Raw genomic sequence first — 19,218 nt, 5'->3', positions numbered from 1 at the left:
ATGGTTTGTCTGACGTATTCGTACTACACTATGTTCATGAGCGAAGTGCCGGTACGTGTGCTCAATCAGGAAACCGCCAGTGTGCTGGCCCGCGTGAAGCGCGGCGAGGAGATCGAGGTCACCGAACGCGGAGCGGTGGTGGCCCGGCTGGTACCCGCTGCTGCGAACCCGTTGTCCGAGATGGCGGCGAGCGGCAAGCTTCGCCTGCCCACCATTGACGACCCGATGCCCCGGCCGCGAGGACCCGTCCGTACCGACCACGAGAGCGGCGAACTCGTCAGCGAGATGCGCGACGAGGAACGCTACTGATGATCTATCTGGACACGGCAGCCCTGATCAAGATCATCCGTCCCGAGGTCGCCAGCGAGGAACTGGTCACATGGCTGCACGACCGCAGTGATCAGTCACTGGTCTCCTCGGCGCTGGTGGAGGTCGAGGTGCCGCGTGCGTTGCGCCGTAGTGAACCGGAGCTGCTTGGGTCGGTACCCGCGATCCTGCGGAGGGTCGCGCTGTACGAGATCGACGACCTGGTGCGCGCCACGGCGGGTGCTTACCAGGACCCCTACCTGCGGTCGCTCGACGCCGTTCATCTGGCTACTGCTTCGGCCGTCTTCGGCGCGCACCTGACCGCGTTCGTCACCTACGACAAGCGACTACTGGCCGCAGCGGACTCCCTCGGGTTGGCCACTGCTCATCCGGGCGACTGACGGCGCCGTCGCGTGACTCTTCGTTATCGAAAGTGCAACCGGGGGAGGCCGCATTGCGGCAGGTCATCGGCACGCCGGAGGTGATGGTCGAGCAACTCGAGTATCTCGGGGAGATGGCCGAACTGCCCAATGTGGACCTTCGGGTGGTGCCGTTCTCCAGCGGTCGGCATCCCGCGCTGGAAGGTCTGTTCCTACTCATCGAGTCCGAGCAGACGCCTGTGGTGCAACTGGAAAGTCGCCGATCGGGCCTGTTTCTGCACGAGCAGGAGGATGTGCAGAGCTATAGGGAAGCCGCCGATACGGTCTTTCGGGCAGCCATGAGCCCCGAAGAGTCCTCCGGGTTCGTCGCCGAGATTGCCAAGGATATGGAGGCAGCCCCATGACGCCGCACCAGCACCCAACTGGCTGGCGCAAGTCCAGCCGGAGTGCGAACACGAGTACCTGTGTCGAGGTCGGTCGGGTGGCCGAGGGTGCTGCCGTGCGTGACACCAAGGATCGCGCGGCCGGCTACTTCACCACCGATCATCGGCAGTGGCAGGCGTTCGTGGCCGCCATCAAGGCGGATCGCTTCGCTTGAGCCGCGATCGGGTCGTGAGCGTGCGGTACGGGTTCTTCCCGGCTCGTGCGCTCACGGCCTACAGGCTCAGCGCTGCTCACGCTGCCGTGCTCATGCGTGCCGTGAGCGTGTGATCGCGCGGCGTTCGGCCCGTTCCTCCTCGGTCATGGACTCGGCGAGCTTCCGGTATCCCTCGTCGTGACGCAACCAATGCAGCACCGCAGTCGCTTCGACATCGTTGTCGGTCCGCGCTGCGGCTTCCGCTACGCCGGCGAGTCCGGCACTCTCGGATGCGGGGTACTGCGCGCGCCGCGCGGCGAGGAAGAACCGTAATGATTCGGGGAGTTCTGCCCACAAGGCGTACTCGTTCTCGGTCAGCCCCAGGTAATTCGCCAACGGCCGGGGTTTGCCACCGGGTGCACCGTGCGCGTCGTGCCAGTCATCGACCCAGTCGTCGATGTCGTCGAGCAGCGCCTCACCCGAGGTGCGCATCGACGAAGCTCACCTGCTCGGACATCGATCTTCCTTCCCGGTGTTGAATCGCCGATCGGTTCACTCGCCACCGCGTCCAGCATGATCCCGGTGACGTCCTCGTTCGTTGTACAGCTCGATGTGACCGTGTGGTCCGGCCCCACTCGGAGTATCGATCACCACGGGCGCTGCGCCAATGCCGGGAGATTCACTATTTCGGTAACTGGTTGCACAGAGTCGGCTCCCCCGACTACACGCGGAACCTGCGAGGATGGCTCCATCGCACCGGATGCCGGTAGGAGGATCAAGTATGACGCGCACGTTCTACGTGGAGGTCACTTGCCGGGCATCGGGCTCTAACGCGGAAGAGTTCGAGGAGCACCTGGAGCAGGTGATGGAAGCTCTGCAGGACGAACCCGGCGTGGCCGACGCCGACATCGGTGCGGACTTGGACGAGATGCTCGTCGATTTCTGCCTGCACGTGCGAGCGGAGAGTGCGGCGGATGCGGTCGCGCAGGCGCACACGGTGGTGCGCTCGGCGCTGCACGCCGCTGGAGCCGCGACCCCGGGCTGGGAGAAAATGGACCAGGCTCTGGCCTCGGAGGAAGCGATCTCGACAGTCCGCCCGGCCGGCTTGGCTTCGGCATAACCGCCGCGCGGAGGAGCGTCCGAAGAGCTGACCGCCACACTGAGGTGTGACTCTTCGTTATCGAAAACGCGACCGAATGTCACCTGTCGGCGCTACGATCAACGGCGACGCCGGACCCGATCGTGGAGCGCACTGTGAGCTTGGGGTTGCCCACCGAGAAGGACGCCACCGAGTGGCCGTTGATCCGCCAACTCGAAGCGATGGGCTGGACCCACCTGCCCGCACTCACCGAAGAAGGCGCCCCGGTCGGGCGGGACTCGCTGCGTGACGTCGTCCTCGCGGGCAGGCTGCGCGAGGCGCTGCAGCGGATCAACACCCTCGACGGGCAGCCGTGGCTGGACGAGCACCGCATCTCCCAGGCCGCCAACGTCGTGTACCGGCCGAAGGCGACCAGCCTGCTGGAGATCAACCGCGAACTGACCGACCTGCTCGTCGGCGGCACCGAGGTCGACGCCCCCGAGGGTGCGGCGAACCAGCGAGCCCGGCACATCGACTACATCGACTGGGAACACCCCGAGCGCAACGACTTCGTGGTCACCAGCCAGTTCACCGTCGAACTCCCCGGCGGTCAGGGGCGCAAGCGCATCAAGCCCGACCTGGTGCTGTTCGTCAACGGGCTGCCGCTGGTGGTCATCGAGACCAAGGCCCCGCACCAGCCGCTGACCGAGGCGCTGGACCAGTTGCGCCGCTACGCCAACCAGCGCAACCCGCACGGCGAGCCCGAAGGCAGCGAACGACTGTTCCGCACCAACCAACTCGTCGTCGCGGCCAACTACGACACCGCCAAGGTCGGCACGGTCACCTCCGGTGCGGAGCACTTCGCCGCGTGGAAAACCGTCGAACCCGCCGAGGTCGCCGACGTCCTGGGCGAGGTCGGCAAGCCCGCCGACGGCGAACTGTCCGGGCAGGAAACGCTCGTGGGCGGGATGCTGCGGCCCGCCGTCCTGCTCGACCTCGTCCGGCACTTCACCCTGTTCACCGAAACCGGTGGGCGCACCGCCAAGATCGTCACCCGCTACCAGCAGTACCGGGCGGTGCGGCGCGCGATCAGCCGCCTGGAGAACGGCAGGACACGGCAGCAGGACGGCGTGCAGGACCGCCGGGGCGGGATCATCTGGCACACCCAAGGGTCCGGCAAAAGCCTGACCATGGTGTTCCTCGTGCGGGTGATGCGCAGCCGTGCCCGCCTGCGGCCGTTCAAGATCGTGGTCGTCACCGACCGCAAACAGCTCCAGGACCAGCTACGCGCCACCGCCGCGCTGACCGGGGAAACCGCGCGCACCGCCCGCACCGTCACCGAGGTCAAACAGCACCTGAGTTATTCGGGCAAGGACCTCGTGTTCGCGATGATCCAGAAATACCGCGACACCGAACAGGGCAGTACGGACTCCGGCGCGGACTCCGAGACGAACACGGCCGAGGACACCGAGGAGGCCGGAGAGGACGGTTCCGAGGGGGCCTCGGCTTCCTCCGGCGAAATCAAGCGGACCATGCCGTCTCTGGGCGAGCTCAACCGTGCCGAGAACATCCTCGTGCTCATCGACGAGGCACACCGCAGCCAGAGCAGTGAGCTGCACACGAGCCTGCGTGAAGCACTGCCCAACGCCGCGCTGATCGGATTCACCGGTACTCCGATCGTCATGGGCCGCAAGAAGCGCACCACGAAAATCTTCGGTGACTACATCGACCGCTACACGATCACCGAATCCCAGGACGACGGCGCGACCGTGCCGATCCGCTACGAGGGCAAGACCACCACCGCGGCCGTGCGCGACGCCGACAACCTCGACGAGCTCTTCGACGACATGTTCGTCGAGTACACCGACGAGCAACTACAGCGCATCAAACAACGCTGGGGCACCAAGAACCAGGTGCTCGAAGCACCCGAACTGATCAAGCGCAAGGCCCGCAGCATGCTGTGGCACTACGTCGAGTCGATCCTGCCGAACGGCTTCAAAGCCCAGGTCGTGGCCGTCAGCCGGAAAGCCGCCCTGCGCTACCGGGACGCCTTCCTGGAGGCCCGGCGGGAACTGCTCGACGAGCTCGATTCGCTGGAGCCGGAGCAGGTCATCCCCGAGGCGATCGACCGGGTCGACGAACTGCCCGCCCGTCAGCGGCGGCTCGTGCGCGCCCACCGTTACCGGTGGCTGATCGAGCAGCTCGACTTCGCCCCGGTGATCTCCGGGTCGCACAACGACCCCAAGCATTACGACGAGTGGACCAACGCGTCCAAACAGGACCGGCGCATCGCCGAATTCACCAGGAAACTGCCCCGATCGGCCGATGACGATCCCACCGCCACGAGCCCGCTGGGCTTCCTCATCGTCAAATCCATGCTGCTGACCGGGTTCGACGCCCCCGTCGAGCAGGTGCTCTACCTCGACCGGCACATCAAGGAAGCCGAACTGCTGCAGGCGGTGGCGCGCGTCAACCGCACCAGCGCGCACAAGACCGCAGGCTACGTCGTGGACTACTACGGAGTGGCCGCCCACCTCAAGGACGCCCTGGCCGCCTACGCCGACGAGGACGTCGAAGGCGCGCTGACGAGCCTGGCCGACGAGGTCCCGGAGATGGCCACCCGCGCGGAACGGTTGCGCCAGGTCTTCGCCCGCCACGGCATCCACCAGGTCACCACGGACGAGGACGTGGAGGCGTGCGTGCAGCTACTGGCCGACGAGCGGCTCCGCGCCGAATTCGAAACCGCGTTCACCCGGTTCAGCTCCGCCGTGGAAACGATCATGCCCAGACCCGAGGCCAAGCCGTACCTGCCGATGCTGAAGGCCCATGCGCTCGTCCGGTACGAGACGCGGCGCCGGTATCGGGAAGACACCGACGGGTTCGACCCCGGCCAGGTCGGCGAGAAGGTCCGCGAGCTCATCGACACCCACATCGCCGCACTCGGCGTGCAGGACAAGGTGCCGCCGGTATCGATCACCGCTGCCGACTTCGACGAGAAAGTCGACGCGCTGACCGGCGACCGTGCCAAGGCCTCGGAGATGGAACACGCCATCCGGCACCACATCAGTGAGCACCTCGACTCCGACCCCGCCTATTACGAGTCCCTGGCCGAGCGGCTGCAGCAGGTGCTGCAGCGGTTCGACGGGCAGTGGGACCAGGCCTATGACGCGCTCAAGCCGCTGGTGGAGGAGGCCCGCCGGGGACGCGGTGACGAGGACGGCAGCGGCCTCGACCCGCGCACTCAAGCCCCCTTCTTCGACCTGCTGTGCGCATTGCTGCGGCAGCAGCGCGGCGCCGACCTCGACGACGGCACCGTGGAGGTGCTGCGCTCGGTCACCGTCGATGTCGTGGACAAGATCAGCGCCGAGATCGATGTGGTGGGATTCTGGGAGAACCCGAACGCGCAGCACCGCCTGCGTCAGGACGTGGTCGAGCTGCTGGACGGCTACACCGTCGAAGGCGGCGAGCTGTTCGAGTGGGAACGGCTGGACGGGGTGTCCGATCAGGTGGTCGATTTGGCGAAGTCCAACCACAGGCGGTTGACTGAACAGCGATGACCCGCGCTGCCCCGATCGCCGATGAGCACCCCGACCGCCTGGTTCTGGACGATCTGGTGTTCAGCCTGCGGCGCTCGACCCGCAGGCGCACGGTCGGGATCACCGTCGATCGGGACGGCTCACTGATCCTGCACGTGCCTGCCGATACCGATCCGGCGACCGTGCGGCGGTGGGCGAGCGGCAAGCGCGGCTGGGTCTACCGCAAGCTCGCCGAGAAGGACCTGCTGTTGGCGCCTCCGGTGACGAAGGATTTCGTATCGGGGGAGGGATTCGACTATCTCGGGCGGCGCTATCGGCTGCGCGTCACCGACGAGGTCGAGAAGGTCAAGCTCGAACGCGGCAGGCTCCTGCTGCCGAGGAACCTGGCCGGTGGCGACGGTGCGGCGCGGGCCGTCATCGGCTGGTACCGGTACCGGGCGTTGAACCGGCTGCCCGCGCACGTGCGGGCACTGTCCCGGCGGATGCACACGCCCGTTGATCGCCTCGACGTGCAGGACCTCGGCTATCGCTGGGGCTCACTCGGCGGGGGAACGCGGTTGAACCTGCACTGGGCGACGATGCAACTGCCACCGAGTCTGGTCGACTACGTGATCGTGCACGAACTCGCCCACGTCAGCGAGCCGAACCACACGCCGCGGTTCTGGGAGATCGTTGCTCGGACCATGCCGGACTACGAGACACGCAAGCAGCGGCTGGCTCACCTGGGCTCCCAACTCTGGTTGGGATGAATCCCCACATCTCGGCATCGGGCTTCTCAACCCTGCGCCGGTTCCGAGCGTCCCCCAGGGTGTAAGGACGAACACTCCGACGGACGAAAGGGTGAGGACCGTGAAACGTCGTTCGCTACGGATGCTCATGACCGGGACGGCTGCTGCGCTGGTGGTTCCGCTGGCCGGCTGGGGTGCGGGCACCGCGTTGTCCCAGGGCTCCGAGAACGCTCCGCCGGATCGCTCCGTGCAGTCCTCGCACGCTGTGACGCAGCCGAGCACGGCGCAGGTGAGTGCCACGCAGGCGCAGCCGAGCACCACGCAGCCGAGCACCACGCAGGCGAGCACCACGCAGGCGCAGCCGAGCACGACCCAGCAGCAGGCTGCCCAGGAGTCCACCCGCGTCAAGCCGTCCACCGGTGCCAAGCAGCAACCGGCCGCCCAGCAACCACCCGCCCAGAACCCGGCCACGCTGACCGGGATCGAGGTCAAGCCCGGCGACGCCTCCTACGATCGGGTCATCTTCAACTTCTCCGGCACCCAGGGTGGGCAGCGGTTGCCGGAGCACACTCCGACGTATCTGGAGGACTACCCGCGCAAGCCCGGATCCGGGAAGCCGGTCGAGATGGAGGGCCAGCTCTTCCTCAAGATGAGTTTCTCGCCCGCGACCGCGAGCGGAAGCGTGCGGGAGAGCGTCGAGGCGACCCTGCCGACGGTGGCCGAGGTGCGCTACCTGGGCGGCTTCGAGAAGGTCCAGGAAGCGGCGATCGGCGTGAACAGTTGCCACGGTGCTCCGGTGCGGGCTCCGTTCGAGGTCACCACTCGGGACAGCGCCATCGTGGTCGACGTCGGCACGCCGAACTGCGGCTCCGACGACCCGGTGACCCGCGAGTGCGGCGATGTGTCGTTCGAGCCGCAAACCGACTACGGCGCCTTCAACATCACCGCCACGAACGTGGGCTGTGAGAAGGCCCGGAACGTGGCTTCCCTCGTCGAAGGCCGGATCGGCCAGCCCTACGGCACCCCCGGTGGGTTCTCCTGCCTGCCCGAGTACGACGACAGCGAGCCGACACCGAACTACGTCTACACCTGCACCCGTGCTGACGCGAAGGTCACCTTCATCACCGGCTGAGTGCTCCGCCTCGGGAGTGAACGGACCGTTCGTACCGGATGGACCGGGCGAACGGTCCGTTCACTCCGTACTGCCGGCGTGCTGAGTGGTCAGCTCCTCGGAGAGGTCGTGGAGCCGCCTGCGCGCCTCGGCGTCGTAGGCCTGCTTGGCGGCGCGCGCCTCCTGCTGCCCGCTGAAGTACCGCCCGGTGACCCCGGCCAGCTTGGGATCGGTGATCAGCCGGTGCGTCGCCGCCACGCCCTCCTCCACCGAGGACATCGCGCTCCCGTACCACCGCTGCGCCATCTTGGTGTCCATCAACGACGCGGGATGCAGGCTGTTGACCGTGACCTCACCGGCGTCCAGCGTCTCGGCCAAGCCGAAGGTGAACATCACCTGCGCCAGCTTGCTCTGGGTGTAGGCCCGTGAGGAGCTGTAGTCGCGCTCCAAGTGCACATCGTCGAAGTCGATGGCTTCCTGGGCACCGGAGGCGACGTTGACCACCCGCGCGGGTGCGGAGGCACGGAGCAGCGGCAGCAGCCGATGAGTCAGCAGGTAGTGCGCGAGGTGGTTGACCGCGAACCGCAGTTCGTATCCGTCCTCGCTGAGCTCCCGCGTGCCGTCCTGCGCGGGTCCACCTCCGACACCGGCGTTGTTGACGAGGACGTCGAGCCGGTCGTGCTGCTCGCGTACCGCGTCGGCGAGCCTGCGTACTTCGGCGAGCGAGGCGAGGTTCGCGACGTGGTAGGGAAGACGGTCGCTGCCCGTCGCCTCCTGGATCTCCTGCACCGTGGACTCGCAGCGTTCGCTGCTGCGCCCGTGCAGCACCACACCGGCGCCCTCGGAGACGAGCCGCTCGGCGAGTTTCCTGCCCAGCCCGCTCGTCGAGCCGGTGATGAACACGACCTTCCCGTCGATACTGGTCATGGCATGCGCTCCCGCTCTTCGGGTTCGAGTTCAGCCGCTCGGCCGGAAGCTTACCCGGAAGTGCGCGGGTCGGCGCGGTCGCGAACTCGCCGCCCGGTAAGTGCCTGCGGTATTCCTCGATCGAATGCGTCGGATGTGCGGGCGCCGGGGATTTCCCGGCCCGGCCTGATCGAATTCTGATTCGCGCCGCATCCGATTCGGCCGCGTGAAGTACGTTCCATGTCACGATGCACATTCCGCAGGTTTTCCACGGATGTGCATCGTGACAATGATCCGGTTGGTTTTTCTGCTTCGGGATCTGGCCGTGCTGTTTCTCAGCAGTATCCCAGTTGCCCCCAGGTTTGTGGTCCGGCGATTCCGTCGACCAGCAGGCCGTACCACTGCTGGAAGTCGACGACTGCGTCTTCCGTCTTCGGCCCGTAGATTCCGTCGACGGTCAGCCAGGGGCCGCTCACTTCGTACGGGTAGCTGTTCATTTCATCCTGCAGAACCTCCACCCAGTATCCTGTGGAGCCACGGGAGAGCGTGGGTGGGCACGCAACCGCTGTCTGTTGTGCACTGAGCGAGGATTGGGCGGGCACCGGAGTCGGGGCCTGTGCCGAGGCGGCAGGTACTGCCAGAACGCTCAACAACATCAGTGCCACAACGGAAACAATGCGTCTCATCGAATCTCCGAATAGCGTTATGTGTTTTTTGGAATCGTGCTCGTTCAGGATTCTTCGCACGATGTGTATCGACAGTAGCGCCGTTGTTGTGGGGAGGAATCCGCCGATCGGGGCATTCTTCGGGAATCTTCGTCGCTCGGATGTCCGGGTTTGCCGAAGCAAACAATCCCACTCGAACATCCCGGAATTGTCGAAAAGCCGAACGAGTCTTGCTCTTTTCTGGTAGCAGCGCCTGCCGCGCCGGGAGTTGCCCGACGAAGATCCCTTGCCCGGTCGACGGATGATAAGGCCTACTGCGCCTCGTTTCTGCTCGAACACCGCGACGCCATGGGCGATCCGAATCTCGACATGCTGCTTCAGTACCCGCCTTCGCGTCCGGCCTAGGCCCTGGAGCAGCCCGAGGACACGCTGGACGATTTCAGCAGGCAGATCCGTGCGGGCTACCGGGAACTTCTCGACGGAGGGGCGCCGCGCAGCCCGGGACCGACACGGTCAGCCGTGCTGCATCGGCCGGGTGCCGAGCTCGACGAGGTGCTGCGGCGCTGGCCGGACAAGGACACCGGTCGTGATCCATGGTGACGTCGCCGGATTCGTCGAGTTCTGCACCGAGGAAGGCCGGGACCCCTCGTTGGCCACCAACGGGGCCGACTACGCGGCACGGCCGGCGTCGCTTACCACTCGCGCACGGGCTGTGTCAGTACGTTCCAGCTCCGTAGCCGTTTCGAAGGCCCTGCTGAAGTCGGTGGCGAATTCCCTTCGGTCGTCTTCCGGCAAGACGTCGACCCAGGAGAAGGTATCGCCGAGCATCGCGGCGATCTCCTCGGAGCAAGGTGGCGGAGTGCCTGCTGTCCTCAGGGCCAGGGACCGAGGTCGGGGAGTGGGCCGTCGCAGGTCGGCCGCCGCTGGGGAGCGCGGCCGGACATCCAGCAGGCGATGGTGTGGCTCGGCCCGCGCACGGTCCCGCCGGACCCGTCGCCGAACGTCCAGATCCGGGACAGATCGCCGGGCGCCAGCAGCACGTCACTGCCCTCCAGCCGTGGGGAGAGGAAGTCGATGGCGTGCTCGCAGAACTCCGGCGACCAGGATTCCTCGGTGACGCCCAAGGCGAGATCGACGGTGTGGATCTCGTTCTCCCGCCAGCGGCAGAGCAGCAGGTCGTGCACCGTGCCGTTGCGGAAGCGCACCGGCCGCTGCCAGTCCTGCTCGGCGAGCGAGTCCCAGGTGATCTCCAGCTCCGCCTGCGCGGAGATGAGCAGCTCGACGAGGGCGGTGGCCCCCAGCGCCGAGTCCCGCTCGATCGCCGAGTCGCGATCGTCGTCGGGGTAGGGCTCGACGAGTTCGCCCTGCACGGCGTGCCTCGTCACCCGCGTGAGCATCCGGGCGTTGTGCGCGAGATGGGCGACCACGTGCGCGCGGGACCATCCGGGCAGCCGGGAGGCCTGCCGGAACTCGTCCGTTTCCAGCTCGCTGAGCAGGTCCAGCAGGCGGTGGTGTCCGTCGCGGACCCGGTCGAGGATCATCGGAGTCATCGTTTCCGGATCATTCACCGCCGACGCGCATCCGGCAAGGACGAGCCAAGGGCGAGCACCGTACGAGGAGGCAAAGCCGGTTCGTAGAATCCCCCGTGTGACACAGACCAGCGCAGCAGCCCAGTCCCGTGAACTTCCGTCGAGCTGGAACCCGGCCGACGTAGAGGCCGAGCTGTACCAGCGCTGGGTGGACAAGGGGTACTTCACCGCCGACGCGCACAGCGACAAGCCCCCGTTCTCGCTCGTCATCCCACCGCCGAACGTGACCGGCAGCCTGCACATCGGCCACGCCTTCGAGCACACGCTGATGGACCTGCTCACGCGGCGCCGCCGGATGCAGGGCTACGAAGCGCTCTGGCTGCCCGGCATGGACCACGCGAGTATCGCCGTGCAGGCCCTGGTCGAGCGGCAGCTCCGCGAGGAGGGCATCGACCACCGCGAACTCGGCCGCGAGGGTTTCCTCGACCGGGTGTGGCAGTGGAAGGAGCAGCACGGCGGCGCGATCCTGTCGCAGATGCGTCGCCTGGGTGACAGCGTGGACTGGACCCGCGAGCGCTTCACCATGGACGAGGGACTCTCGCGCGCCGTCCGGACGATCTTCAAGAAGCTCTACGACGACGGCCTGATCTACCAGGCCGAATGGTTGGTCAACTGGTCGCCGGAGATGCGCTCGGCGATCTCGGACATCGAGGTCGAGCACAAGGAGGTCGAGGGCGAGCTCGTCTCCATGCGCTACGGCGACGGCGAGAACGCGATCGAGGTGGCCACCACCCGGCTCGAGACGATGCTCGGCGACACCGCCGTGGCGGTGCATCCCGATGACGACCGCTACCGGCACCTGGTCGGTACCGAGATCGAGCTGCCGCTGACCGGGCGCACGATTCCGATCGTCGCCGACTCGCACGTCGATCCCGAGTTCGGCAGTGGTGCGGTGAAGGTGACTCCGGCGCACGATCCCAACGACTTCGAGATCGGCAGGCGCCACGACCTGCCGATGCTCACGATCATGGACGAGACCGCCCGGATCGCGGGCACCGGCACCGAGTTCGACGGCATGGACCGCTACGAGGCGCGCGTGGCTGTGCGGGAGGCGCTGCGTGCGCAGGGCCGTATCGTGGCCGAGAAGCGCCCCTACGTGCACAGCGTCGGGCACAGTTCCCGTTCCAAGGAGCCGATCGAACCGCGCCTGTCGCTGCAGTGGTTCGTCAAGGTCGCTCCCCTGGCCCAGGCTGCCGGGGACGCCGTGCGCGACGGCCGTGTCGCGGTGCACCCGCCGGAGATGGCCAAGCGCTACTTCGACTGGATCGACAACCTGCACGACTGGGCGATCTCGCGGCAGATGTGGTGGGGGCACCGCATCCCCGTCTGGTACGGGCCGGAGGGGCAGGTCGTCTGCGTCGGCCCGGACGAGGAACCGCCGAGCGGTGCCGGCTGGCGCCAGGACGAGGACGTGCTCGACACGTGGTTCTCCTCGGGCCTGTGGCCGTTCTCCACGATGGGCTGGCCGGACGACACCGCCGACCTGCGCAAGTTCTATCCGACCAGCGTGCTGGTCACCGGCTACGACATCCTGTTCTTCTGGGTGGCCCGGATGATGATGCTCGGGCTCTACGCGATGCAGGATCGCGACGCCGCCGATGCCGTGCCGTTCAACGTCATCGCCCTGCACGGCATGGTGCGGGACCCGCACGGCAAGAAGATGTCGAAGTCGGCGGGCAACACCGTCGATCCGCTGCAGTGGATGGACGATTACGGCACCGATGCGCTGCGGTTCACCTTCGCCCGCGGAGCCAATCCGGGGACCGACGTGCCGATGAGCGAGGACTGGGTCGCGGGCTCGCGCAGCTTCGTCACGAAGCTGTTCAACGCCACCAAGTTCGTGCTGGGCAAGAACGCCTACGTGCCGGATGTGCTGCCGGACCGGGCGACGTTGACCGATGCCGATCGCTGGATCCTGGACCGCACCGATGCCGTGGTGGCGGAGGTGGACGAACTGATGGAGGACTTCCAGTTCGCCAAGTCCACCGAGGCGCTGTACCACTTCACCTGGGACGAGTTCTGCGACTGGTACGTGGAGCTGTCGAAGGTGCAGCTCGATGCGGGCGGGCAGCGAGCCGAGACCACTCGTGCGGTGCTCGGTTACGTCCTCGATGTGCTGCTGCGGCTGCTGCACCCGACGATCCCGTTCGTGACCGAAGTGCTGTGGACGACGCTGACCGGGCGGGAGTCCGTGGTCGTCGCGGACTGGCCGAGCCCGGTCGGGGGGCAGCCGGACGAGGGAGCCGCCGAGCGGATCGCCTCGGTGCAGAAGCTGATCACCGAGATTCGCCGGTTCCGCTCGGACCAGGGCCTGAAACCGGGGCAGAAGGTCTCGGCCAACCTCGACGGGATCGAGGCCGCGAGCCTGCCCGAGCACGTCCCTGCGGTGCGGACCCTGGCCAAGATCACCGAACCGGGCGAGGGATTCATCGCCTCGGCCGCCCTCGAGGTGGGGCTCGCCGCGGGGGATGTGACCGTCGAACTCGACCTGTCCGGTGCCATCGACGTCGAGGCGGAGCGCAAGCGCCTGAGCAAGGACCTCGCGACGGCGGAAAAGGAGCTGGAGGGAACGGACAAGAAGCTCAACAACCCGTCGTTCACCGACAAGGCCCCGGCCGAGGTGGTCGACAAGGTCCGGTCGCGGCGAGAGGCCGCTCAGGCCGACATCGAGCGCATCAATGCGCGGCTGGAGTCGCTGCCGCAGGCGTGAGGCGTTGCCGCAGGCGTGCGGCCCTGCCGCAGGCGTGCGGCGCTGTGCGTGAACGGAACTTTCGTCCCTGCCAGGTGACCGGAAGTTCCGTTCACCCTGCCCGCAGGCCGTCGGGCGGTGCAGGCCGCAGAGCAGCGTCGACGTAGACTTGCAGCCACGTCGTCAAGATGTTCGTGTGCAGGGGAGTGAACACGTGCCCGACACCGATTCCGGTGCACTGCAGGAACTGCGGGTGGTCGAAGCCGAGCTGAACGAGCGCTGGCCCGAGACCAAGATCGAACCGTCGCTGGAGCGCATCCGTGCGCTGACGGACCTGCTGGCCGAGCCGCAGCGCGGCTATCCCGTCGTGCACGTGGCCGGAACCAACGGCAAGTCCTCCACCTCCCGCATGGTCGATGCCCTGCTGAGTCGTCGCGGTCTGCGCGTCGGCCGCTACACCAGCCCACATCTGCAGATGGCCACCGAGCGCATCAGCATCGACGGTGGGCCGATCAGCCCGTCCGGATATGTCGAGGCCTACCGCGACGTCGCCCCCTATGTTTCCATCGTGGACTCGCGCAGCGAGATCGCGATGAGCAAGTTCGAGGTGCTGACCGGGATGGCGCTGGCGGCGTTCGCCGAAGCTCCGGTCGAGGCCGCCGTGCTGGAGGTCGGACTCGGTGGCAGCTGGGATGCCACCAATGTCGCCGATGCTCAGGTGGCGGTGCTGTGCCCGGTCTCGGTGGACCACGCCGAGTATCTCGGCTCGGACATCGCCGGGATCGCGGCCGAGAAGGCCGGCGTCATCAAACCGGACTCGGTGGTGGTGCTCGCTTCCCAGCCCGCCGAGGCGGAGCGGGTGATCATGGAGCGGATCGCCGAGGTCGGGGCCACCGTGGCCCGGGAGGGACACGAGTTCGGGGTACTGGAACGCACCGTGGCCGTCGGCGGCCAGATGCTGCGCCTGCAGGGCCTGAGCGGTATCTACGACGAGGTCTTCCTGCCCCTGCACGGTGAGCACCAGGCCCGCAACGCGGCACTGGCACTGGCCACTGTGGAGGCATTCTTCGGCGCGGGAGCCGAGCACCATCTCGATGCCGACACGATCGGGGAAGCCTTCGCCGGGGTCATCACCCCCGGCAGGCTCGAGCGGGTGCGGGCCGCTCCCTCGGTCCTCGTGGACGCCGCGCACAACCCTCATGGCGCGCGGGCGCTGGCGGATGCGCTGACTTCGGAATTCTCCTTCCGGCGACTGGTCGCCGTGGTCAGTGTCATGGCGGACAAGGACGCACGCGGGATCCTGGCCGAACTGGAACCCGTCGTCGAGGAACTGGTGATCACGAGGAACTCGTCGCCGCGCGCGATGGACCCGGACGAGCTGGCGGGGCTGGCTGCGGAAGTGTTCGGTCAGGAGAGGATCGGCGTCGAGCCTCGACTCGACGACGCGGTGGAATCGGCGATCGGCATGGCCGAGGAAACCTCCGACCCCGGCGAGGCGATCTCCGGTGGCGGCGTGGTGATCACCGGGTCGGTGGTCACCGCAGGTGAGGGCCGGGCCTTGTTCGGCAAGGAACCGGCATGAACGCCTCCGCGAGCGAGCCCGGACCGCAGGACGACGGTGGTGCTCCTCGACAGGACCGTGGTTTGCCGACACCGCCTCCGGACGTGCGCGACCCGTGGAAGGGACTCCGGGGGGTCATGGCGGGCACGCTGGTCCTGGAGTTCATCGTGTTCGGGTTGGCCCTGCCGGTGGTGTGGCAGCTCGGTGCCGGTGTCTCCAGCATCGGGTTCGTCGTCGTCGCGGTGCTGGCTGTGCTGAACCTGCTGGTGGCGTTCGTGCAACGGCGGCCGTGGGGGCTGGGGTTGGCGCTGGCCCTGCAGGCCGGGCTGATCGCCTGCTTCGTCGTGCATCCGGCCATCGGCGTGATGGGGTTGATCTTCGCCGCGGTCTGGGGCTACATGCTCTACCTACGTCGCGACGTTGCCACCCGCATGCGCGAGGGACGCCTCGCCGACCAGCTCGGACACCCTCCCGGCCACCCACCGCAGAACTGAGGTTCGCTCGTTCGAGCGTGGTGCATCATGATGCGTCGATCGTATGTTCGTATGCATGAATGCGAGAACAACGATCACGATCGACGAGGATTTGCTCGATGAGCTCAAAAGGCGCGCGGCAGCGGAACACACAACCGTCAGCGCACTGATCGAAGAGGATGTGCGCTTTGCGGAGCTTCGCCGTTCCCAGGCGGCAACTCGGGAGGTTCCGCGCTTCACGCTGCCCACCTTCGATCTCGGAGAGCCCAAACCGGGAGTGGATCTGACGAACAACGCGGCCCTGCTCGAATTGCTGGAGAACGAAGAGTGATCGCGTGCGATGTCAACGTCCTGCTGAACGCGCAGAACGTTGCCCTGCCGGATCAACCCGCATATGCCCGTTGGTTGGAAGAGGTGCTCAACGGTCCGACGCCAAGGGCAACCTCGTCCCGGATGCCTACCTCGCGGCCATCGCCATCGAGCACGGCTGCGAGTGGATCACCGCCGACCGGGGGTTCGCACGCTACCCGGGACTCCGCTGGCACCACCCCCTGGACTGAGCGCTGTGCAGGGGTTATTCCATGGTGATCACGGCGCGGCCCTGGATCTCTCCCCGGTCGAGTGCGTCGTAGGCCTCCTGCACCCGGTCGAAGCCGTACCGCCGGCTGATCGAGTCCTGCGGGCGGAGCAGGCCTCGCGCCACGAGATCGAGCAGGATCGGCATGTCCCGCCGGGGTTTGGCGCCGTAGGAGCCTTTGACCTGCAGTTTCTTCCGGGCGATGGTGCCCAGGTCGATCTTGCCGGTGGTGCCCGACGGGGCGATCCCCACCACCACGACCTGCCCGCCCTCGACCACCGAATCCCGGGCGATGTCGAAGGTCTTCTCCCCGCCGAGCGCTTCGAAGGCCACGTCGACTCCGCGTCCCCCGGTGATCTCACGGACGGCGGCGGCCGCATCCACCTCGGCGGAGTTGACCGTGCTGGTGGCGCCGAGTTTGCGGGCTCCTGCCAGTTTCTCCTCGCCGATGTCCACGGCGATGATCTCGGAAGCACCGAACACCGAGGCGAGCTGGATCAACGCCGAGCCCACGCCGCCCGCGGCGACCACGGCCACGGTGTCGCCCACCCGCACATCCGCCGCATGCCGCAGCGCTCCGTAGGCGGTCATCGTGGAGCAGCCCACCGAGGCGACGTCGGCCAGTTCCACGCCGTCGGGCACCCGGTATACCGAGGTCGCCGGGGTGACCGAGCGTTCTGCCAGGCCGCCCATCGAGTACATCCACACCGGGTCTCCTCCCGGGCGGTACAGGCGGGTGTCGCCGTCGTAGAGCAGGCCCTTGGCCCGGTTGTAGGCGAAGAAGTCCAGGCAGATCTCCTCGTTGCCGCTTGCGCACTGGGCGCACCGACCACAGGGCATGATGAAGCTGGTGACCACCCGGTCGCCGACGGACAGATCGGTTACTTCCGGCCCGACTTCGGAGACCACTCCCGCAACCTCGTGGCCGAGCACTCCGGGGGTGGGAAAGGGCAGTTCGCCCTTGAGGACGTGCAGGTCCGAATGGCACGCGCCACATGAGGTGACATCGATGGCCACTTCGCCCGTGCGGGGGCGCGGGTCGGTCAGCTCCTCGATCCGCAGCGGTTCGTTCGAGGCGGTGTGCACGGCAGCGCGCATGCGGCTCTCCTCATCATGGTGTTTGTCGCGAGGCTGCGCTCGGTCGGCGCTCGGCCAGCCGACCGGTCGGTACGACCACTGCGAAGCTATCGCGGTCGATCCCCACACACCAGACCCACAAGCTTCTTGCACGTTCGAGTGATCTTTCTGAAGTATGAGTTGGAACAGTAGTACTCTTACCAGTATGCGAATGACGGAGAAGGGCCAGGTCACCATCCCGATCGAGATGCGAGAACAACTCGGACTCATGCCCGGTGATGAGATCGAGTTTCACCAGGAGGGGGACGCTGTCGTGCTGAAGCGAGGCAGGTCCACTCCGAGCAGGGGACGGCGGATGGTCGATCTGCTGAGGGGAAGTGGAGATACCGAGATGACGACGGATGAAATCATGGAGTTGACGCGTGGCGAATGAGTCGATACGACGGCCGATGACGTTGGTCGATTCGAATGTTTTCCTCGACCTGATCACGCAGGATGAGCAGTGGGAACCGTGGTCGAAGCGCATGCTGACCGACGTTGCGGAGCTTGGGCCGGTCCTGATCAACCCGGTCGTGTACGCGGAGATATCCGTCGGGTTTGCGGAGATGGGCAGCCTCGACAGGGTGGTGCCGGAGGAACTGTACGTCCGCGTTCCCCTCCCGTGGTCGGCGGCGTTCCTTGCGGGCAAGTGCTTCCAGGACTACCGGAAACGCGGGGGAACCAAACATGCGCCGCTGCCGGACTTCTTCATCGGGGCGCACGCGGCCGTGAGCAAACTGCGCTTGCTCACCCGGGATGCGCGCAGGTATCGGACCTATTTTCCGACGGTGGAGCTCATCGCGCCGGAGAACCCGGAGAACTGAGCCTTGCCGCCGGGCCTTCCCGCAAGACCCGCCTCCGGGAGTTGCCCCCGAAGCGGCCGTGCGGCCTGCCTCGATACGCTGGAAGTCAATCGGGCGCAGCGGACCGGCACGGATCGTGCGCCCCGGCACGGAAGGAGACACGCCCGTGAGTGAGCGCACTCTGGTCCTCATCAAACCCGATGGGGTCGAACGCGGCCTGGTCGGTGAGGTGATCGGCCGGATCGAGCGCAAGGGGCTGAAGCTGGTCGCCATGGACCTGCGGCAGGTCGATCAGAAGCTCGCCGAGCAGCACTACGCCGAGCACGATGGCAAGCCGTTCTTCGGTTCGTTGCTGGAGTTCATCACCTCCGGACCGGTCGTGGCAGCCGTGGTCGAAGGACCTCGTGCGATTTCGGCGTTCCGCCAGATCGCCGGTGGTACCGACCCGGTGGACAAGGCCGCTCCCGGCAGTGTGCGCGGCGACTACGCTCTCGAGGTCCAGTACAACCTGGTGCACGGCTCGGACTCGCCCGAGTCCGCAGAGCGTGAGCTCAAGCTGTGGTTCCCGGACCTGAAGGCATGAGCGATCCCGAGTTCATCAGTGGTCCGCACCGGGTGGATCAGCCCCACCCGGACATGCCGCAAGCGCTCGCCGACCTGCTGGGACGAGTGACGGTGGCCGGTGGAGCGACGGGTTTCACCACGACCACCGAACTGGAGACCATCACGGCGGTCGCCCAGGGGATCGTCGACGACCTGTCGCAACGTCCGAAGCGCAGGCACGTGCTGACCGCCGGTCAGGAACGCGCCCTGGCCGGGGCCGTGGTGCTGCGTCCCGGTGAACTGCCGGTGAATCGGCATCGTGGTGAGGTCGAGTGGCTGCTGGTCGATCCGGACCTGCAGGACCGGGGGCTGGGCAAGCAACTGCTCGACGCTGCTGCCGTGCATGCCCAGGCGCTGGGACTGACACAGCTCTCCCTGAGCACGCGCTCGGGGCAAGGGCTGGAGGACTTCTACGCGGCGCAGGGTTGGGTCGAACGTGGACGTTGGCCCGCTGCGTTGCGGGTCGGCGAAGACGACAGCCGGGACCAGATCTGGTTCACCCGCGACCTGTGAGCAAGCG

22 protein-coding genes and 1 pseudogene are annotated in these 19,218 nt (G+C 66.9%); 17 read left to right on the top strand and 6 right to left on the bottom strand.

Annotation, left to right across the window (positions count from 1 at the left end; genetic code table 11):
- Positions 1–36: 36 nt before the first annotated feature.
- From JOF55_RS05810 to JOF55_RS05795, 4 genes are read left to right on the top strand one after another with little or no spacing between them, the layout of a single operon-like run.
- The gene (locus JOF55_RS05810) at positions 37–309 is read left to right on the top strand and encodes a type II toxin-antitoxin system Phd/YefM family antitoxin (RefSeq protein ID WP_114452464.1); all 273 of its coding nucleotides are present in this window, start codon (positions 37–39) and stop codon (positions 307–309) included.
- Entirely contained in the window at positions 309–707 is a 399-nt protein-coding gene (locus JOF55_RS05805; protein ID WP_114452223.1) for a type II toxin-antitoxin system VapC family toxin, read from the top strand. Before JOF55_RS05810 ends, JOF55_RS05805 begins: the two co-directional genes overlap by 1 nt.
- A gap of 53 nt (positions 708–760) precedes the next feature.
- A complete protein-coding gene (locus tag JOF55_RS05800) occupies positions 761–1,090 on the top strand; it encodes a DUF5753 domain-containing protein (protein WP_310270683.1) in 330 nt (109 codons plus the stop codon).
- Positions 1,087–1,284: a DUF397 domain-containing protein gene (locus JOF55_RS05795; RefSeq protein WP_310270680.1), complete on the top strand. Its 198-nt coding sequence runs from the start codon at positions 1,087–1,089 to the stop codon at positions 1,282–1,284. Before JOF55_RS05800 ends, JOF55_RS05795 begins: the two co-directional genes overlap by 4 nt.
- Positions 1,285–1,374: 90 nt before the next feature.
- On the opposite strand, the gene JOF55_RS05790 is transcribed toward JOF55_RS05795, so the two are convergent.
- Positions 1,375–1,755, bottom strand: coding sequence for a hypothetical protein (locus JOF55_RS05790; protein ID WP_310270676.1), 381 nt, complete (start codon positions 1,753–1,755; stop codon positions 1,375–1,377).
- A 289-nt stretch (positions 1,756–2,044) separates the two neighbouring features.
- Here JOF55_RS05790 and JOF55_RS05785 point away from each other — a divergent pair, with 289 nt between their 5' ends.
- From JOF55_RS05785 to JOF55_RS05775, 3 genes are all read left to right on the top strand, one after another.
- Positions 2,045–2,383 (top strand): hypothetical protein, encoded by a 339-nt coding sequence (locus JOF55_RS05785; protein ID WP_310270673.1) that lies wholly within the window; start codon positions 2,045–2,047, stop codon positions 2,381–2,383.
- 134 nt (positions 2,384–2,517) lie between these two features.
- The gene (locus JOF55_RS05780) at positions 2,518–5,898 is read left to right on the top strand and encodes a type I restriction endonuclease subunit R (protein ID WP_310270670.1); all 3,381 of its coding nucleotides are present in this window, start codon (positions 2,518–2,520) and stop codon (positions 5,896–5,898) included.
- Positions 5,895–6,626 carry a M48 family metallopeptidase gene (locus JOF55_RS05775; RefSeq protein WP_310270668.1) on the top strand — a complete coding sequence of 244 codons (732 nt, stop codon included), beginning with the start codon at positions 5,895–5,897 and terminating at the stop codon, positions 6,624–6,626. The genes JOF55_RS05780 and JOF55_RS05775 overlap by 4 nt, the downstream gene beginning before the upstream one ends.
- Positions 6,627–6,741: 115 nt before the next feature.
- Here JOF55_RS05775 and JOF55_RS24690 read toward each other — a convergent pair whose 3' ends face one another.
- Positions 6,742–6,930, bottom strand: a complete 189-nt coding sequence (locus JOF55_RS24690; protein ID WP_445352013.1) for a hypothetical protein — start codon at positions 6,928–6,930, stop codon at positions 6,742–6,744.
- On the opposite strand from JOF55_RS24690, the gene JOF55_RS24405 reads away from it, so the two are divergent.
- Positions 6,853–7,737 carry an AMIN-like domain-containing (lipo)protein gene (locus JOF55_RS24405; protein WP_445352012.1) on the top strand — a complete coding sequence of 295 codons (885 nt, stop codon included), beginning with the start codon at positions 6,853–6,855 and terminating at the stop codon, positions 7,735–7,737. The genes JOF55_RS24690 and JOF55_RS24405 overlap by 78 nt on opposite strands.
- A 60-nt stretch (positions 7,738–7,797) precedes the next feature.
- Here the strand turns inward: JOF55_RS24405 and JOF55_RS05765 are convergent, their stop codons facing one another.
- The 3 genes from JOF55_RS05765 to JOF55_RS05755 all read right to left on the bottom strand — a co-directional run bounded on the left by JOF55_RS05765 (position 7,798) and on the right by JOF55_RS05755 (position 10,837).
- A complete protein-coding gene (locus JOF55_RS05765) occupies positions 7,798–8,643 on the bottom strand; it encodes an SDR family NAD(P)-dependent oxidoreductase (protein ID WP_310270664.1) in 846 nt (281 codons plus the stop codon).
- Between the two features lie 314 nt (positions 8,644–8,957).
- Positions 8,958–9,140, bottom strand: coding sequence for a peptidoglycan-binding domain-containing protein (locus tag JOF55_RS05760; RefSeq protein WP_310270660.1), 183 nt, complete (start codon positions 9,138–9,140; stop codon positions 8,958–8,960).
- A 1,019-nt stretch (positions 9,141–10,159) separates the two neighbouring features.
- Positions 10,160–10,837 (bottom strand): maleylpyruvate isomerase family mycothiol-dependent enzyme, encoded by a 678-nt coding sequence (locus JOF55_RS05755; protein ID WP_310270658.1) that lies wholly within the window; start codon positions 10,835–10,837, stop codon positions 10,160–10,162.
- A gap of 97 nt (positions 10,838–10,934) precedes the next feature.
- On the opposite strand from JOF55_RS05755, the gene JOF55_RS05750 reads away from it, so the two are divergent.
- The 5 genes and pseudogenes from JOF55_RS05750 to JOF55_RS05730 form a co-directional block, all read left to right on the top strand.
- Positions 10,935–13,586, top strand: a complete 2,652-nt coding sequence (locus JOF55_RS05750) for a valine--tRNA ligase (RefSeq protein WP_310270654.1) — start codon at positions 10,935–10,937, stop codon at positions 13,584–13,586.
- A 175-nt stretch (positions 13,587–13,761) separates the two neighbouring features.
- Complete coding sequence (gene folC / locus JOF55_RS05745; protein ID WP_374727235.1) at positions 13,762–15,147, top strand: bifunctional tetrahydrofolate synthase/dihydrofolate synthase; 1,386 nt, start codon at positions 13,762–13,764, stop codon at positions 15,145–15,147.
- Positions 15,144–15,620, top strand: a complete 477-nt coding sequence (locus tag JOF55_RS05740; RefSeq protein ID WP_310270648.1) for a DUF4233 domain-containing protein — start codon at positions 15,144–15,146, stop codon at positions 15,618–15,620. Before folC ends, JOF55_RS05740 begins: the two co-directional genes overlap by 4 nt.
- 55 nt (positions 15,621–15,675) lie before the next feature.
- Complete coding sequence (locus JOF55_RS05735; RefSeq protein ID WP_310270645.1) at positions 15,676–15,930, top strand: ribbon-helix-helix protein, CopG family; 255 nt, start codon at positions 15,676–15,678, stop codon at positions 15,928–15,930.
- Between the two features lie 97 nt (positions 15,931–16,027).
- A pseudogene (locus JOF55_RS05730) lies at positions 16,028–16,159 on the top strand (PIN domain-containing protein); the annotation flags it as partial.
- 14 nt (positions 16,160–16,173) lie between these two features.
- Here JOF55_RS05730 and JOF55_RS05725 read toward each other — a convergent pair.
- The gene (locus tag JOF55_RS05725; protein ID WP_310270639.1) at positions 16,174–17,274 is read right to left on the bottom strand and encodes a zinc-binding dehydrogenase; all 1,101 of its coding nucleotides are present in this window, start codon (positions 17,272–17,274) and stop codon (positions 16,174–16,176) included.
- A 184-nt stretch (positions 17,275–17,458) separates the two neighbouring features.
- On the opposite strand from JOF55_RS05725, the gene JOF55_RS05720 reads away from it, so the two are divergent.
- The 4 genes from JOF55_RS05720 (at position 17,459) to JOF55_RS05705 (ending at position 19,211) form a co-directional block, all read left to right on the top strand.
- Positions 17,459–17,686: an AbrB/MazE/SpoVT family DNA-binding domain-containing protein gene (locus JOF55_RS05720; protein ID WP_310270636.1), complete on the top strand. Its 228-nt coding sequence runs from the start codon at positions 17,459–17,461 to the stop codon at positions 17,684–17,686.
- A gap of 16 nt (positions 17,687–17,702) precedes the next feature.
- Complete coding sequence (locus tag JOF55_RS05715) at positions 17,703–18,116, top strand: type II toxin-antitoxin system VapC family toxin (RefSeq protein WP_310270633.1); 414 nt, start codon at positions 17,703–17,705, stop codon at positions 18,114–18,116.
- A 145-nt stretch (positions 18,117–18,261) separates the two neighbouring features.
- A complete protein-coding gene (gene ndk, locus JOF55_RS05710; protein WP_310270629.1) occupies positions 18,262–18,678 on the top strand; it encodes a nucleoside-diphosphate kinase in 417 nt (138 codons plus the stop codon).
- Positions 18,675–19,211 carry a GNAT family N-acetyltransferase gene (locus JOF55_RS05705; RefSeq protein WP_310270626.1) on the top strand — a complete coding sequence of 179 codons (537 nt, stop codon included), beginning with the start codon at positions 18,675–18,677 and terminating at the stop codon, positions 19,209–19,211. Before ndk ends, JOF55_RS05705 begins: the two co-directional genes overlap by 4 nt.
- Positions 19,212–19,218 lie beyond the last annotated feature (7 nt).

Origin of the sequence: Haloactinomyces albus (genome assembly GCF_031458135.1) — a bacterium.
Lineage (GTDB): Bacteria > Actinomycetota > Actinomycetes > Mycobacteriales > Pseudonocardiaceae > Haloactinomyces > Haloactinomyces albus.
Note: the sequence above shows the minus strand (reverse complement) of the source record. Positions and strands in the feature narration are given on the sequence as shown.